The sequence below is a fragment of the Rhodococcus wratislaviensis genome, assembly GCF_900455735.1.
In the GTDB taxonomy this organism is placed as follows: Bacteria; Actinomycetota; Actinomycetes; order Mycobacteriales; family Mycobacteriaceae; genus Rhodococcus_F; species Rhodococcus_F wratislaviensis.
The window spans coordinates 21,545-39,545 of the sequence record NZ_UAUI01000002.1; the positions used below are offsets into that span (position 1 = coordinate 21,545).

The 18,001-nt window shown below is 65.8% G+C and carries 6 protein-coding genes; 1 reads left to right on the forward strand and 5 read right to left on the reverse strand.

Translation table 11 applies throughout. From position 1 onward, the window contains the following. Position 1 precedes the first annotated feature (1 nt). Positions 2–10,789 (reverse strand): amino acid adenylation domain-containing protein, encoded by a 10,788-nt coding sequence (locus DTA22_RS06515; RefSeq protein WP_112298916.1) that lies wholly within the window; start codon positions 10,787–10,789, stop codon positions 2–4. A gap of 414 nt (positions 10,790–11,203) precedes the next feature. Between DTA22_RS06515 and DTA22_RS06520 the strand changes: the two genes are divergently transcribed. Then, a complete protein-coding gene (locus DTA22_RS06520; protein ID WP_112298917.1) occupies positions 11,204–13,036 on the forward strand; it encodes a DUF4012 domain-containing protein in 1,833 nt (610 codons plus the stop codon). Positions 13,037–13,042: 6 nt separating this feature from the next. Here the strand turns inward: DTA22_RS06520 and DTA22_RS06525 are convergent, their stop codons facing one another. The 4 genes from DTA22_RS06525 to DTA22_RS06540 form a co-directional block, all read right to left on the reverse strand. Then, positions 13,043–14,308, reverse strand: a complete 1,266-nt coding sequence (locus DTA22_RS06525) for a lipopolysaccharide biosynthesis protein (RefSeq protein ID WP_160118494.1) — start codon at positions 14,306–14,308, stop codon at positions 13,043–13,045. A 1-nt stretch (position 14,309) separates the two neighbouring features. Next, positions 14,310–15,467, reverse strand: a complete 1,158-nt coding sequence (locus DTA22_RS06530; protein WP_112298919.1) for a polysaccharide pyruvyl transferase family protein — start codon at positions 15,465–15,467, stop codon at positions 14,310–14,312. 72 nt (positions 15,468–15,539) lie between these two features. Next, positions 15,540–16,634 carry a DUF1972 domain-containing protein gene (locus DTA22_RS06535; RefSeq protein WP_112298920.1) on the reverse strand — a complete coding sequence of 365 codons (1,095 nt, stop codon included), beginning with the start codon at positions 16,632–16,634 and terminating at the stop codon, positions 15,540–15,542. Beyond that, positions 16,631–17,791 carry an O-antigen ligase family protein gene (locus tag DTA22_RS06540; RefSeq protein ID WP_245973338.1) on the reverse strand — a complete coding sequence of 387 codons (1,161 nt, stop codon included), beginning with the start codon at positions 17,789–17,791 and terminating at the stop codon, positions 16,631–16,633. The genes DTA22_RS06535 and DTA22_RS06540 overlap by 4 nt, the downstream gene beginning before the upstream one ends. Positions 17,792–18,001 lie beyond the last annotated feature (210 nt).

The following is an 18,001-nucleotide window of genomic DNA, read 5'->3' on the forward strand; positions in this document are numbered from 1 at the left end:
GCTAATCGCCTCTCAATGCCGCCCCCACCACGCGCAGCACGCGCGGTGACGTCATGTGCCAGTGCGCACTGTCGACGAGGCGGTTCCGGACGGCGCCCGCCACATAGGGCTCCCAACTCACTGCCGCCGCCGAACCCGAGGGATCGTCGCGCCCGGCGGTGAAGAACGCGACGTCGCCCCGGAAGACACCGGGGGTGTGGCGATCGAGCAGCGCGCAGTTGTGTGCGGCACTCTCGATCAGCCTGTGGAGTTGGTCGCGGCTGAGAACGGCCGTGGGGTTGCCCGTCGCCGCCAGTAGGTCCACCGCCGATTCGGGTGTCATGTCTGCGACGGCCGCCGGCACGTCCCCCTCGACGCCGATTCCCGCCAGCAGGTCGCTCACGCTCACCGGCATCTCGGTGGCCCTCGGGTCCGGTTGATGCGCGTAGCTGTCGAGCATCACGAGGGTCGCGACCTCTGCACCCGCTGCCTGGAGTTGCACCGCGACCGCATGCGCGAGGACTCCGCCGAGCGACCAACCCAGCAGTTCGTACGGCCCGCGAGTCTGGATCCTGCGGATCTCCTCCACGTACCGCGCGGCCAGGTCGTCGATCGACGCCGGCAGCGTGGCGTCGCCGGTAACCGACGGCGACTGAAGGCCGTAGATCGGCCGATCGGGATCGATCCTGGACGTCAGACCCGTGTAGCACCAGGCGAGCCCCACGATCGGGTGGATGCAGAACAGCGGCCGCCCCTCCCCTGCCGTCCTGATGGGGAAGAGCACGTCGAGCGCCCCGTCACGTTGTCGATCGGCCGAACTCAGCCGTTCCGCGATCGAACTCGGGGTCGGATCCGTCATCACCATCTGCAACGGAACCGCCACACCCGTGGACGCCTCGAGGGCACTCACCACACGCACCGCCATCAGAGAGTTGCCACCCAGTTCGAAGAAGTTGTCGTCCGCACCCACCCTCTCGACACCCAGCAGCTCCGAGAATGCGGTGGCCACCGCAACCTCGGTGTCCGTCACCGGGGCGCGGAACGCCCGTGGTTCGAACCGCGGCGTCGGAAGCGCACGCCTATCGAGCTTCCCGGCCGACGCCAAGGGCAGCTCGTCCAGAATCATGATCTGCGACGGCACCATGTACGCGGGTAGCCGTTCTCGAGCAGACGCCGTCAGATCGTGAGTATCGATACTCCGGCCGCGCTCGGCCGCGACGTAACCGACGAGGCGGTCGCCTCCACGCTCGTCCGAGATCAGCGCCACCGCGGCTTGGGACACCCCCGCCGCCGCCTCCAGCACCGACTCGATCTCCCGCAGTTCGATTCGCAGGCCACGCAGCTTGACCTGGAGGTCGGTTCGGCCCAGATACACCAGCTGACCCGTTCGGGTCCACTTGACGAGATCACCTGTGCGGTACAGGCGTTCCCCGTGCCGGCCGAACGGGTCGGCCACGAATCGTTCCGCGGTGAGCTCGCTGCGTCCCACATAGCCGCGGGCGAGTTGGTCGCCGCCGAGATAGAGCTCTCCGGCCACACCCACGGGAACCGGATTCAGCCGTGCATCCAGCACGTAGGCCCGGGTGTTCCACACCGGCGCACCGATCGGCACGCGCGTATCCACGGATTTGCCCAGCCGGAAGGCTGTCGTGGTGATCGCCGCCTCGGTGGGACCATACGTATTGTGGAATGCGCCCGGACGGAGCGCGATCACGTCCTCCGCGAGCTCGGACGACATCTCCTCACCGCCCACATAGAGGTGTCGTAGCGAGGACAGGGCCTCCCCCTCACCCATCGCGAGGAATGCGGCCAGTACCGACGGCACGAAATGCATCATGGTGATCCGGTGCTCGCGGATGACGGTCGCCAGGTAGTCGAGGTCGTGATGCCCGCCGGGCCGCGTCACCACCAGTTGGGCACCCACGATCAGGGGCAGGAAGACCTCCCACACCGAGACATCGAATGTGTACGGAGCCTTGAGCACTCCGCGGTCGTCGGCGGTGACTTCGTACTCCTCGGCGAGCCAGCGCAGCTGATTCACGATTGCGGCGTGGCTGACGGTCACGCCCTTGGGGCGTCCCGTCGATCCCGACGTGAAGAGAACGTAGGCGGTGTTCTGCGGCCGCAGCGGGCGCACCCGGTCGGCATCGCAGATCGGGTGCGAACCGAACCCGGACAGATCGACGGTGTCGATGTCGACGTGTGCGATACCCGCAGGCAAGGACGCCCGGGTCCACGACGTGGTCAACACCAGATCCGCAGCGGCGGAGCTCAGCACGTCCTCGATACGCTCTGCCGGGTGGTCGGGGTCGAGAGGCACGTAGCCGCCGCCGGCCCGGAGGACGGCGCACATTCCGACGATCATGTCCGGCGAACGCTCGAACGCAAGCGCGACAAGGGAATCCGGTCCTACTCCGCGCTCGACGAGCAGCCTCGCCAGGCGGTTGACACGTAGGTCCAGTTCGCCGTACGTCAACGACTCGCCCTCGAAGACGACGGCAACAGCACCCGAGGCGCGGGCCACCCGGGCATCGAGAAGATCGACCAGTGTCGCTGCGCGCAGCTCCACGTCCGTCGAATTCCACGTGTCCAGCATCTGGACGGTCTCGTCGTCCGTCAGCAGGGACAGATCGCAGACCTGACGACCCGGTTGCGTTGCGAAAGCCTCGACGACGCGCACCAACCCCCATGCGAACCGATCCGCCGTGTCCGAATCGAACAGCTCGGTGGAGTAGGTGAGAGTCCCCGAGACACCGGCAGGGTCACCGTTCTCGTCGTAGCTGTCCGAGAGGGAGAAGTCGAGGTCGAATTTGGTGACCTGCGCATCGATCTCGAGCGGCGCAATGGTCAGTCCCGGCAGTTCCAGCGCCGCCGCGGCCTGGTTCTGAAACGCAAGCATGACCTGGAACAACGACGAATACGATTGCGAACGTGCTGGATTCAGAATCTCGACCAGCCGCTCGAACGGAACCTCCGCGTGAGCCATCGCCCCGAGATCGGTCTCCCGCACCTCTTCCAGAACGTCGAGAAGAGAGGCGCCGGGATCCACCTCGGTGCGCAGCACGAGCGTATTGACGAACATCCCGACCACGTCGTCGAGCACCCGTTCACCTCGGCCCGCGACCGGAGTGCCGATCACGATGTCCGAGGTTCCCGTCACGCGCGCCAGCAACACCGCCAGAGCGGCGTGCATCACCATGAACAGGGTCGTATTATGTTGTTGTGCAATATCACCGAGACGCCGATGCGTGTCGGCACCGATGGTCACGGGGACGACGGCACCCGAATTGGTGCGCGTCGCGGGTCGAGGGCGATCGGTCGGTAGCTCGAGGAACTCGGGAATACCCGCGAGTCTGCGCGTCCAGTAGTCGAACTGCGTCGCCGCCAGGGACTCGGGGTCATCTTCATCGCCCAGTACCTCGCGCTGCCACAGCGCGAAATCGGCGTACTGAACCTCGAGCGGTGTCCACCCGGGACGGTCGCCCCTCGCCCGCGCCAGGTACGCCGTCGCCACATCCCGCGCCAGCGGTGCCATGGAGAAGCCGTCCGCGCTGATGTGATGGACCACCACGACCAGGATCAGGTCGTTGTCACTCACCCGCAGAAGTCGCCCACGAATCGGGACCGATGCCGAGACGTCGAATCCTCGTGCGACGACCGAGAACACGTGAGCGTCCACGGCGTCAACCGTCACGGTCGTCGGGGACAGATCCAACTCCACGCCTTCCGCGGGCACCACGATCTGCACCGGCTCGCCGTCGTGTTCCGGGAACACCGTCCGGAGAGATTCGTGCCGTTCCAGCACGTCGTGCACCGCCTGCTGCAGTGCGGGCACGTTCAGGTCTCCGGTCAAACGCACAGCCAGGGGCATGTTGTACGCCGGCGATGCCGGGTCGAAGCGGCTCAGGAACCACATCCGTTGCTGCGCCGGAGACAGGGGAATACGGTCCGGTCGAGGCTGCCTCGACAGGACCGGGCGGTTACCCGTGCCCACCACCGAAGACACCTGCTCGGCCAGCGCTTCCACCGTCGACGCCTCGAACAGCATCCGAACCGGCACGTGCGCATTCAGCGCCTCACCCAATCGGGCGGCCGCCTGCGTCGCGATCAGCGAGTTGCCGCCCAGTGCGAAGAATTCGTCGTCGAGCCCGACCTGTTCCACCGCGAGCACCTCGGCGAAGACGGCGACGACGGCGTCCTGCACCGGCGACACGGGTGCCCGGAAGACCCTCGACTCGAGTACCGGCGCCGGCAACGCCTTCACGTCGATCTTCCCCGAGGGGTTGAGAGGAAATGCGTCGAGCACCACGACTGCGGCAGGCACCAGGTACGACGGCAACACGTCTTCGAGCCTCTTGCGCAACAACTCGACGTCGAGGGACCCGCGGGGCACGACATACGACACCAACGCGTCGGCACCGGCCGCGTTGGGCCGGGCCACCGTGATCGCACCGTCGACGTCGGCGACCCGGGTGATCACCGCGTCGACCTCCCCCGGTTCGATGCGGACGCCACGAATCTTCACCTGCCGGTCCACACGCGCGATGAACTGCAGATTGTCGTCGGCGCGGCGATGCACCAGGTCGCCGGTGCGGTACATGCGAGTACCGCCCGCGCCCGCAACGAATCGCACCGCGGTCCGCCCAGGATCACCGACGTAGCCGCGCGCCAGCCCGGAACCGGACAGATACAGCTCGCCGATCGCACCGACGGGGACCGGGCGCAACCGATCGTCGAGCACCCGACCGCTGGTGCCGGAAATCGGTCCACCGATGGTCACGTGGCCGTCGACCGCGGCGAGGGTCGCGACGACGGTCGACTCCGTCGGCCCGTACGCATTGAGCATCCGCCTGCCGTCGCTCCATGCGGCGGCAAGATCCGGATGCAGAGCTTCACCGCCGACCGCGACGACGTCGATGTGGTCGAGCCCGTCCGTGCTCAGGGATGCCAGCACTGCCGGCGTCGAAAGGTAGTGGCTCACCTGGTGTTCCACGAGCACGCGGTGCAGATCCGGTCCCGCATACACCTCGGCGGGGGCGACCACCAGGCAGGCACCCGAACCGAACGCGAGCAAAGCTTCGAGGAGCGCGGCGTCGAAGGTGGGGTTGTAGGCGTGGAGCACCCGTGAGTCCGACGTGACCCGATACCGACGCACCGCTTCCTCGGTCAGCGAGGACACACCGCGGTGCGGCACCATCACCCCCTTGGGCGTGCCGGTAGAACCCGACGTGTAGATGACGTACGCCACCTCGTCCGGATGCACCGGAACATAGACCGGAGCGACATCGTTCAGATATTCACCCGCGGTGACCGGCAGCCACGCGATCCGGGAACCGCCCACCGACATTTCCCCGACGCCGACACCCACGTCGGCCTCGGTCAGCACCCTCTCCAGACGCTCCGCCGGATGGGTCGGGTCCACCGGGACGAAGGCCGCACCGGTCTTGGTGATGGCCCACAACGCGATCACGAAATCCACCGACCGCGGCAGGGCGAGCGCGATCACGCGACCCGGCCGCGCGCCTGCGTCGATCAGGACCCGCGCCAACGCATCGGAACGCGCGTCGAGGTCACGGTAGGTGAGGGTCACGGCACCGTCCGAGAGCGCCGGCGCATCCGGGAAGGCGCGGGCAGTGCCGGTCAGAATCTCGGAAAGGGTTCTCGGTTCGGAAGGCTCACCGCCGTCGAGGACTGCGCCGGCAGCGAGGCCGATGCTGCCCACGTCGATCTCAGGACGGTCGGTGACGACGGCCAGCACATCCACGAACAATTCGGCCAGCGATCGCACCGTCGCGGCGTCGAACAGCGACGGCGTGTAGGTGACGACACCGTCCACTCCCACGGGATCGTGGTCCGACCAGCGCTCCGAGTATGTGAACGCAAGATCGAACGGCGTCGGAGTGGTGCCGTGCTCCGAGGTCGGCGCGAGCGCGAGCGACACCTGCGGTCGCTCGCCACCGAGCAGGTCGGCCAGGGCCTCGATCGGCACGTCTGCGTCCTGGAAAGCCGCAACATCGAAGCTGCGGACCTGCTCGAGGACCTCGAGCAACGACATGTCCGGGGTGACGCGGGCCCGCAACGCCACCATGTGGGCCCGATCTCGCGTCAACCCCGCATTGCCGCCGATGACGATGTCGCGGTGAACACCGATGCGTGCGAGCAGGATTGCGAGAGTCGCCCGCAACACCGTGAACAGCGTCACGCTCTGCTCGCGCGCCAACCGCAGGGCCGCCTCGTGGCGATCGGAGCCGATCGCGAACTCGTGCACGCAGTCCGACGGGGACATAGCGCCCCCGACTACCCGGTCGGTCGGCACCGGCGACGACGACCCGACGCCGCGCAACGCGCGCTGCCACCGGGCGAGGCTGCTGTCTCCGGATGTCCCCGGTAGCCGCTCCAGTCGCCCGTCGAGATACCGTGCTCGGTCCCCGGTTCGGTACATCCGTACTCCCCCGGTTCCCTCCGTACCCTCGGGCACGAACGGGTCTGCCACGAATCTTTCGGCCGTGGCCGCGGGCCGACGGTGGAATCCTCGGGCAACCTGCTGCCCTCCCACATACAGTTCCCCGACCGTGCCGGGCGGGACGGGCCGCAACGCCCGGTCCAGCACGTAGATGCGGGACCCGGCATTCAGCTCGGTCGGTTGCGCAGGCTCGCGGTCCCGTCGATCGTGCCCCACCGTCCCACCCTCGACGAGGGGATTCCAGATGTCCGCCACCATGGCGTCGCAGTCGTTGCCCGACCATGCCGGCACATTCGCGTGGGTCACCGCGACCGGCTCCGAGCCCACGGGGCAGAGCACATAGGCAACGCGGTCCGGATGAATCGGTTCCGACTCCGACGCAGTGGCGTCGCGGTCGTCATCGTTGTTCAGCTCGACATCGTCCAGCAGCACGGTCGGGTACCCGCCGTGCGGAATCGCCCGCGCATCCGCACGACTGATGAGCAGCAGTGTCGGCACCACGTCGGCCAGCATGTACCGGATGCGTTCGGTGGGGTGGTCGGTACTCAGCGGCAGGCAGGTTGCGCCCGCCCGCAGCACGGCGATGTGCGCAACGACCGTGTCGACCGGATTCGACAGTCCGACAGCGACAATGCTTGATTCTCTGATCCCGGAGGCCGTCAGCGTTCGCGCGAGACGGTCGGAGCGACGGTCGACCTCGGCATAGGAGAGCACCTCCCCACCGCTGCTGACGGCCGCGGCGTCCGGGCGGTCGGCCACTCGACGCTGGAACAACTCGGGCAACGACATGTCCTGGTGCGTTGAATCCCTCGGTCCACCGATGGCTCCGGCTCGCTCGTTCGGGGTCAGCAGGTCGATCGAACTCAACGCAACACCGGGGTTCCCGGCGACCACCACGAAGAGTCGGTGCAGCCGCCGCGTCCATTGTTCCACGGTCTTTCGTTCGAAACGAGTTGCTGCGTAACGCATTACCCCCTCGATCCCGTCGCTGCGTCCGTCGACCCGACCGCGCAGCGATACCACCAGATCCAGGCCGTCGAACTCCCGCTCCGGTTCTGCTTCCGCCGACAGCATCACCTGGAAGAGCGGGTGACGATCCGGCGAAAGCTCCTGCCCGACAGCATCGACCACCTGCGCGAACGGGACCGCACCGTGCGCGCGTGCCGCCTGCTCGGCGCGGTGAGTTTCGACCAGGAACTCCTCGAACGTCAGGCGTGGATCCAGTCTGCTGCGCAGCACCAGAGGCTCGGAATCGCGACCGTCCCGTCCGTCGGGGCAGTCCGACAGGGCCGCCCCGACGGCGAGGTCGTCCTCACCGCTCACGACTGACAACAACACCGCCACGGCCGCGTGAACGACCGTGAAGAGCGAGACGTCGTGCCGGGCCGCCAGGTGGTGCACATCCCGGCACAGTGCGGGATCCACGGTGAACGGAACCGCACCGGTGAGCGCCCCGGAGTTCACCGAGACTTCGTGGTCCACCGGCAACGGCAGAGAACGCGGCAGACCCCTGAGCTGCCTTGTCCAATAGCGTAACTCGCGTTCGTACGGCGCGGGAATCGGCAACGCGGATCGATCGACCTTGCCGCTGGGGGTGAGCGGCACCGCATCGAGAACTGTGACCGTCGAGGGCACCATGTACGCCGGCAGCCGCTCGGCCACGCCGGCGAGAACGTCGTCGGGATCCAGTCCGGTGCCGTGAACGTAACCGTCGACCACCAACTCGCCGTGCCGGTCGTGTGCCACGGCGATGGCCGTGTCGACGCCCGGATGCCGGCCGAGGATCGCGGTGATCTCACCCAGTTCGACCCGGAATCCACGGATCTTCACCTGATCGTCGGCCCGGTCCACGAATTCCAACTCGTGGTCCTTCGACCACCGGACGAGATCGCCCGTCCGATACATGCGTCGCAGATCGGTCGCGAACGGATTGGCGACGAAACGAGTCGCGCTCGCACCCGGCCGCTCCAGGTATCCGCGGCCCACCCCCGGGCCGGACAGGTACAACTCGCCCACCACTCCGGCCGGCACCGGCTGCAGGAAACGGTCCAGCACCACTGCGGACACACCCTCGATCGGTCGCCCGATCGTGGTGCGGGAACCGGGGACGAGTGCTTCGGTGGCCGTGGCCCACACAGTCACCTCCGTCGGACCGTACAGGTTCAGCACGGTGCGGTCGACGCCCCACCGCGCCACCAGGTCCGGCGGGCAGACCTCCCCCGCGACGGCGAGTACCTCGAGGTCGGTCAATCCAGCCGGATCCATCTGCGCCGGGACGGCCGGTGTGGTGGTCCAGTGGGTGATCCGCTCACGCCGCAGCAGGTCGGCCAGCGCTTTCCCTCCGCGCACCGCCGGCGGCGCGATCACCAACGTCGCGCCCGCCGTGACCGCGACCAGCAACTCGTGAATCGAGGCGTCATAGGAGGGCGACGCGCACATCAGCACTCGCGAGCGGGAATCTGCCGAGTAGAGACGACGCAATGCGGCGGCGTGATTCGCGAGTCCCCGATGAGGCATGGTGATACCGCGTGGCGCCCCCACCGAGCCGGACGTGTAGATGACATACGCCGCGTTGTCCAGCCTGATCGGGTGTGCCAGTTCTGCATCGGCGATCGGTGTGCCGTCCCCCGGTGCATCGGCCACATCCACCCACTCGACACCAGGAGGCACCACCTCCGGTTCCGTTGCGACAGCGATGGTGACACCTGATTCGTCGATCATGTGCGCGATGCGTTCGGCCGGGTAGCCCGGATCCACCGGGACGAACGCCGCGCCGCAACGCGCGACGGCCCACACCGCGACCACCTGTTCGATCGAGCGGGGCAGCATCAACGCAACGCGGTTGCCGACACCCACACCCTGTGCGAGCAGTCTGCGCGCGAGCCGGTTCGATCGCTCGTGCAGAGCGCGGTATGTCATCTCGACATCGCCGCAGCGGACCGCAACCGTGTCGGAATCCGCTGTCTGGTCGAACATGTCCGGAAGGGTGAGCGGAGACACCGAGGGAGGGCCGGTGAGAGGGGCCAGCGCCTCGAGTTCGTCGTCGGTGAGCAGCGGCAGGCTGCCGACCGCCGCGTCGGCGTCCGCACCGACGAAGCCGCCCAGATACTCCAGAAATCTCTCGTGGTGTCCCACCAGTTCGTTCCGCTCGTACACCGCCGGGTTGCCCTCGAAGTCCACGCGGACGTTCTGACCGGCGGCACCCGGATAGATCGCCACCGCAAGGTCGTCGACCGGGCCGGCGGTGAGAACGTTCAGTTCACCGAGTACGTCACCCCACCACGTTTCGGTGTGGAACATCATGATGTTGACCATCGGCCCGAAGCCGCGGCCGACGCGGGAGGTCGACCGCATGTCGTGGAGGATGTCCTCGTACCGGAAGCGTTGATGTCGCAGCGCACCGGTGAGTTCCAACTGGACACGACGCACCAGGTCGTGGGTAGTCCCGTGCGCATCCACCGCGATCCGGAGCGGAACGATATTGGCCACACTGCCGCCCGAACGGCGCGCGCCCGCGGTGGTGCGAGCAGACACCGGGAGACTCAGCACGACATCCGAATTGCCCGTCATCCGGGCGAGAAATGCGGCGAACGCCGCGACCACGATCGGTACCTCGAACGAATTCCACTCTCGAGCGAGCGCTTCCAGGTCGTCGACGACACCGGGATCCATCACCTTGCCGGCGAGCAACGACACAGCCGACGGGGCGCTCCCCCGGTCGGTCAGACGTGAGGGCTCGGGCAGGTTCGCTGTTCGTTCGGCCCAGTACTCTCGGTCGATCTCGAATCGGCGGGACCGCGGGTACGCATCCTCTGCCTCGTACAGTTCGCGTAGTGGCAGCGCCTTCGACGCGGGAGCTTCCGTTCGCTCGACTGCGTGCGTGTAGAGCTCGGCCACGCGATTCATCAGCACCATGGCGCCGTAGCCGTCGAGGATCAGGTGGTGCGCGAAGGTGGTGAGAAAGTAGTGGTCACGGCCGACGTGCAGCAGTGTCGCGGAAATCAGCCGGTCCCGGTACACCGACATGGGGCGGCGTCGCCGCTCGTCCATCCACCGGTGCGCCTCCGCCACCGGATCTTCACGGGACCGCAGATCGACGTAGGCGAGTTCGTCGTCGATCGTCTCGTCGGCCAACTGGTACGGCTCACCCGCGTAGTCGACGATCCGTACCCCAGGTGACTCGATGTCGAACGAGCCCTGCTCGGACGCCCACTTCAACGCCCCGACGTCCACAGGCCCGCGAAGCTCGACATATTGCGCGACGAGAATGGGGACGTTCGGTTCCAACTGCTGCGCGAACCACAGTCCCTTTTGGGCATGCGAGAGCGGGAACGCACGTGAATCCACTTCACCTGCAGTCTTGCGCGGGAACCCCGAGCCCACTATCTGTCCCCCGATCTACAACTTTGACGAACTGCCCGAATGCGGGCCGTATACGTATGGGTGTTGCAGAGGAAATCGTTACGGTGACCCTACTCGCAGTCCCAGCTCGTTCGCAGCGCTCGTCGGGCGGGTGCCCGTGCCACCACCGAACAGGAACATGACGGCGCTTACCCTTACTCTTTGATAGCCGGAAACAGACACGGACAGAGGAGGATACGGCAGGTGCCGCAGGTCTGCGAACTGCGCTGGAAACGGGAATGCGGCAGCGGAAACCGTCGTCATGACACGACCAGCAGTCGTCCTGCGCATTCCTCCCGCGACCGGCAGTTCAGCTACGCGACCAGAAACCTTATCCTCGATAGCTAGGAGCAGACCTGAATGGACGCGAAGTCGCCCAACAACTCCCACAGCGACGGTTCGACATCCGCTGAGGCACCGATGGAACCGCGCCGATGGACCGTTCGACGGCGGGTACTCACCGGTGTGGGCGTTGCCGCCTTCGCCGTGGTCGCATGGTTCGGATTCTCGGCCTGGCAGGTCCAGCACAACCTCACCGGCGCTCGGGACAACGCGCAGCTCGCCAAGGACTCACTGCTCGACGGCGACACGGCAGGAGCCCAGCGAGCGGCGGCCGAAGCCCGGGAACGGGCCGCAGGCGCACAGGACAACCTGCACTCGGTCCCCTGGAGTTCCCTGGCGGCCGTTCCCGGGCTGGGAGCCCCGTTCGAATCGGCGCAACAGATGTCCGACGTCGTGGTCGGGCTCACTCGTGACGTTCTCACACCCGCAGTCGACGTCGGTGTCGCGTTGTCACCCCGGGATCTGATCGGCGAAGGCGGTAGCGTGCAACTCCAGCCGCTGCGCGACGCGGCCCCGGCGCTGCAGGAGACGTCGACTGCAGCGCGGAACCTGGCAACCCAGGCGCAGGGCATTCGAGGCGCGGGATACCTCGGCCTGGTGGACGATGCGCGGACCGAGCTACAGAATCAGACCGACGACGTGGCAAAACTTCTGGAGAACACGACGATCGGCGCCAAAGTACTTCCGGCGATGCTGGGCCTCGACGGACCGCGGAGCTATTTTCTCGCGTTTCAGACCAACGCGGAGGCACGCGCCACCGGCGGACTCGTCGGCGGTTACAGCGTCATCCGGGCCAGCGACGGAAAACTGGGCATCGAGAAGCTCGGCAAGAACACCGAAGTGTCCTACGACAAGCGACCTCTCGATCTCGGCCCCGATTACAAGAGCATGTACGGCAACTACAATCCGTCGGTCGACATCCGAAACAGCAACCTGAGCTCCCACTTCCCGTACGCGGGCCGGATCTGGCAGTCGATGTGGGCGCAGGAGTCGGGTGAGCGGGTGGACGGAGCGATCGCGACGGATCCTGTGGCACTGAGCTACGTCCTGGCCGCCGTCGGCCCGGTCACCCTGCCCGATGGGGAGGTCGTCGATGCCGGCAACGTCGTGGAACTGACCGAATCCACCGCCTACACCCGATTCATCACCGACGAGGCCAATTACACCGCTGACAACGCCGACCGCAAGGAATACCTGCAGACCATCGCCGGGAAGGTCGTCGAAAAGATGACCGGCAAGATCGAATCACCGCAGCGACTGCTCGACGCGGTCGGGCGGGCCGCCGGGGAGCGACGCATCGCGGTGTGGAGTGCGCATCCGGAAGAGCAGGAAATTCTCGCCGGCACCACGCTCGGATACACGGTGCCCGAAGATCCCGCCCCCTACGCCGGCGTGGTGATCAACAACAACGGCGGCAACAAGCTCGACTACTACCTCGACCGCGAGATCGACTACACCGCCGGCGACTGCACAGGCGACACACGTGCGACCGCCGTCACCGTGCGGCTGACCAACAACACCCCGGATACGAAGTTTCCGCGCATCGTCGCAGGCACTTTCAAGGACAAGCCCCTGCCGTACGGCACCAACCTCGCGATGGTGTCGCTGCTGTCGACCAACGGCGCGACCCTGACGAAGGCGACCATCGACGGCAAGCAGTCGTTCGCCATTCAAGGAAAAGAGCTGGGGCACCCGATCTTCACGGTCCCCGTCACCATCCCGAAGGGCGCGACCGTCGAGTTGCGATACGAACTGAACGAGCCGACGGCACCGGGTGCGGCGCGGGTGCCGGTCCAGCCTCTCGTCGACGATCCGAAAGTGACCGTCAGCGTGCCGAACTGTGGGGGGTGAACGGGGTCATCCCCGTTCGGAATTCTGAGAGGCGGGCACGGCGGATTCCTCTCCATCCGGTTCGGACGAGGCTCTGTTCCGCGTACCGAGGACACTCCGTTGCCGCACGAGGAGAGACAGCGTGTAGTAGACACCGGACGCCAGGACGGCGACGACAGCCATCGTCGTCACCGTCCTGGCGTTCCCGAGAAGGATGACGGCCACGATCTCCAGGCACACTGCGGCAAGACCGATCACGCTGATCAGATGCGCCCGCCCCAGTGACACGGCCGCCTGAACATTCACGGTCGCCGAGGAGAAGAGAACGACCCCGAAGGTGAGTATCGCCGCCAGAGGGACCGATTCGGCATAGTCTCCCCCGAACAGCAGGGGCACCACCCAGACGGCGGCACCACTCCACACGACGCCGAAGCACAGTGCCCCGCACAAGACCGACAAGGGAACCCGAACAGAGTTCGTCAAAAGTTCGTCGCGCCGCTTTCCCCCACTGATGCGCAAGCCGACAGAGTGAACCAGGGGAAAGGCTACGAACGCATAGCTGAACGCGACGACGTAAACGCCGGTGGCATGCCCGCCGAGGAAGAGTGAGCACAGAAGCTGGTCCACTCGGATGAGCAACACATCCGAGATCTGTCCGGGGAGGGACTTCAGCGCGTACGTCCAATCAATTCTTCGGTCCTGGCGACGAGGTCCCCTGCCGTACCGAAAAATGGCCGCGAACTGCGCGAGCTGACTCACGACGTAGACGATGCAGACGGTGACGATGTCGATCCGGCCGAGAACTGCCAGGCTGCAGATACTCAGTCCGGACAGGCACGCACCGACGATCTGATATCTGGCAATGATGTTCGTACTGCCCTCGCCCACAGCCAGGGAAAGGATCGTCATTCGCACTGCGCCGAAATACGACAACGCGAGCAGGACGAAGATCGTAACTATTTCGACGGGAGAGAGCCCACTGAACCAGATGTAGACGGCCACAGCACTCATGACCACTGTCACGACGAAGACCACCGGGTTGGATCTCGCGGCCGCGACCCTTGCGGTCGCCACGTCAGATCCTTCCGCGACCAGCCTTCTCGCAGCGGCCGGTGTTCCGATCGACGCGAACACCGGGATGACCGCGACGAGAATCAGGGCGACACCGAGGTAGCCGCGGTCGGTGGGCCCGAGAGCACGCGCCAGAATTGGCCCGGTCACCAACTGAACGAGCAGTGGCGAGTACTGGCCGGCCACGAGGACGGCGAGTCGTCTATCGGCGAGCGCCTTCACCTCAACCGGCCTCGAGCAGCGCGCTGAGCATCCTGTCGGTCGACGCCGCGCTGGCTTTACTGAGACGTCTGCCCACATCGACCAGATCGCGAGAGTCGAAGAACTCGGTCGTATCGACGCTCTCCACGATCGCCGATGCGGAAACGTCTCGCACTGTCGAATCGGGAGCCCACGTCGCCAGGTATTCAGACAGTTTGGGGATACGGTCCAGACCGACCACGGCCGTCCCATAGGCGATCGCTGTGATACTTCCATGCAGGCTCGTACCCACGTAGCAGTCCGCCGACGCGATCTCCGCTGCCACGTCACGAACGTTCGCCGGTTTGACCAGTCGCACCCGGCTCGTCGTCCTCGACAACTGTCGGTACAGGCGCCGCAGAGCGGTGAGATCCGAATGACCCCCTGCGAGACCGATCGCCAGCAGGCTGATCTCGTATCGCTCCGACAGGGCGCGCAGTTGCGTGACGACCTCGTCCTCGTGACCCCGCAGCCACTGTCGCGAGCACTGGAAGACCAGCGTCCGCGACCGCTTCGGCGTCGCGGGGAAAAGCCTGTCGATGACGGCAGCCGAGTCGGGAGACAAGTCCGCGTCGATTCCGTGAGAGCGCAGGATGTCGACGCTGGAATTGTCCCGCACGCTGAGATACTTGCTGGCGCGGAGTGAACCGAGAACTCGGCTCCGATCATCGCCGGACAGGGTATCGACACTCGTCGCACCGACTGCGTTGTACACCACGGGCATCTGCCGGCTCGTCGCTGGGTCGGGGACCAACGGCAGGTCCCACATTCCGCCCGCGAGGGTCCGGCAGATTCTCGACAGTTGCCTACGCGGAACGGACCGATGGAGAGCGGCCACAGCGAGGTCGAATCCGCTGGGGACCGAGTGCCGGGTCAGGTCGTACCACGTCGCGCTCAGGACCTCTCCACCAGCGACGACACAACCCGTCGGGGGTTGCTCCGTGAAGCGTCTGCGCAGATCCCTCGCGCTGCCGGAGCGAGCGGTACCCCACCCGGTCCCCCGTGCGCCCCACAGCGCATAGTGCGACAGCGTGCCGTCGGTCAGTGCCGCCCAACGGCTGTCCAGCACCAGCGGGAACAGGAGGTCACCGTAATTGAACCGGTCGAATGCGCCGACACTTACCACGTTCGGTCGTGTCACTGTTCTCTCCGCAACTTCATGGAATCGTGGCGAGGTCTGCTCGGGCGTCACGCGCGCACGCGGGCATTCGCATCACAGTGCACCGTACAACACCTTGGAATAGCTCTGGCATACCTGATCCCACGTGTAGTGGGTCCGCTGACGCCGTTCGGCAGCGACACTCAGTTCATCCATCAACGCGTGATCCGAAAGCACCCGATCCATCTCGTACGCGATCTCGCGGGAATCCGGCTCGACGAAGGTCGCGGAATCCTGGAGTACTTCACGGTTGTACACCGTGTCCCGCGCGACGATCGGTGATCCACACGCCATCGCCTGAACCAAGGCCGGATTGGTACCGCCGACGCTGTGCCCGTGAAAGTAGGCGCCGGCGTGCTGCCACAGGGCGAAGAGCTTGTCGTCGTCACTGACGTGACCCAACCAGTGGATTCGTTCGCTGGTCGCGGCCAAACTCTCGGCCCTGAGATCGAAGTCGCCGCCGTAGCCGGAGGAACCGACGATCACCACATCCCAACGTTCGCTCAACTCTCTCGCCGCATCGAAGAATTCCCCCACCGTGTTCTCCGGCACGAAGCGTGCCACCATCAACGCATACGAACGGTGCGGGAATCCCTCGATCGGATCCAAGTCGTCGGGCAACGTGCCGCCGTACGGGATGAATTCCCCGGTGCGGCCGAACCCGTCGCGCCACCGCCTCTCGATCTCGTGGGAGTCGTACACGAGTTGGTCGCCGAATCGGGCGGTGAGTCGGGCACCGGTCCGGAAGGCGGCTTTCGCTGCTTTCCCCCACTTCTCCCGCTCCCACTCGATTCCGTCGACGTTCACCACCGTCGGAATCCCTCGCGCTTTCAGAAGCGGCAGCCAGTACCCGTTCGCCACGTTCATCACCAGCGCGACGTCGGGGCGACGCCGGGATGCGTCGACGCACGACGTGAGGCCGTAGGACAGGGTGCTCAGCGATTTGGACTCGACACCCCTCGTCGTCGCGCACTCGACGCGGAAGTCCCTGAACGGGTCATCCGGCTCCGTGCTTCCCGCTCGCCCGTACACGGTGACGTTCCAGCCTTCGTCGGCCAAGTACGGCGCCAACCTCCGCACCAGGGTTTCGAACCCTCCGTAGTAGCTGGGATAACCCCGGGTTCCGATGATTGCGACCGAGTTACTCATATTCTTTCCCCGATTTCTGTCGTCTCGAGTGCGGACGGGTGTTCTTCGACCTCGTTCTGGACTGCTCCCCTGCCTGTTTCGCACTCGTCCCGAGACGATGGACGAAGCAGTGACGCCAGAATGATCCACACGACGCTGAACCAGAACATGCTCGTGAGAGTCGCTGCCGCGATGAACGCCGCAGCGAGGGCAGCAGCGATCGGCCGACGCCGCCACGGCACGTGACGCCACACGACCACCCCGAATGCGCTCAGAATCGCCAAGCCGACAATTCCCGCGTCGTACAAGATCTGGACCGGAAGCATGATGATGTGCCCCGACACGCCGGGCGACCCGGGCTGTTCATGGCGAAGGCCGAAGGTGTTGGTGCCGTTGCCGAACCAGAGGTGGACTCCACGGATGTCCTCCGCGGCTTCTCGTGCGACCGCCATACGGAATCCGACCGTACCGCCGGTGAAGTCGATGTCCCCCAGCTTGTCCTGGGCGGGGCGCGCCGTGTCGCTCCGCACTTCGGGCTCGGTGTCTTGACGGCTCGACGGAGGTCGCTGCTGCGTGCCGATGTCCGGAAGTGCGGTCGTGGCCCCATAGGCGACCAGTACGCCGACGACGACGGCAGCGGGGCCGAAGATGAATGCTTTCAGCGGAGTCGGATTCCGACGGCGCCGAACAAGTTCGTAGGCAACGTAGACGGCCAATCCCATCACCATGCAGAACACCGCCGTGCGGGTCTGGGATGCGATCAGTCCCAGCGGGACGGTCACCGCCGCCGCGATCATCCAACGCCGGTCGGCCCCCTTCCGGGCAACCAGCAACAAGGTCCAGAATACGAGGATCGCAGCGTAGATATTCGCTTCCGTGGCAGACAGCCGGGTGACATAGACGTCGTAGAGTGAATCGAGATTGGTTCCCCAAGACACGCCACCCCCGGTTCTGTTGGCGATGAGATACATCGCGAAACCTGCGAAAGCCCAGGGAACGACGAATCGGATCCCGATGTTCTCGGCCCACACCGCGCGGGCGCCGAGCGACATCAGACCCGCCAGCAACAACAGATCGATGGTGAGCCAGCCCAGAATCGCCACGCTCTTGCCCAGACTGGGCGAAAACAGAACGGTCGATGCCGCATTCCAGGCGATGAATGCGAGAAACGTCAACACGACGGGATGCCGCAGTGTACGAAGAAAATCGAGTCGGGAACCCGGGTTGACGATCAACCAGCCCACGAACCCCACGGGCGCCACTTGCTCCCACCGCACGGTGAAACCCGCAAGATCAAACGAGTAGCGACCGAGAAACGATGCAGCGACAACCGCGCACACCAGCAGAAAGGTGACCACGTCGTTGCGGCTGCGAGATCCGCTGAAAGG

Bases quoted from the DNA above. Each gene is read 5' to 3' on its own strand.
- DTA22_RS06520 (WP_112298917.1), top strand. From the start codon at position 11,204: ATGGACGCGAAGTCGCCCAACAACTCCCACAGCGACGGTTCGACATCC.
- DTA22_RS06535 (WP_112298920.1), bottom strand. From the start codon at position 16,634: ATGAGTAACTCGGTCGCAATCATCGGAACCCGGGGTTATCCCAGCTAC.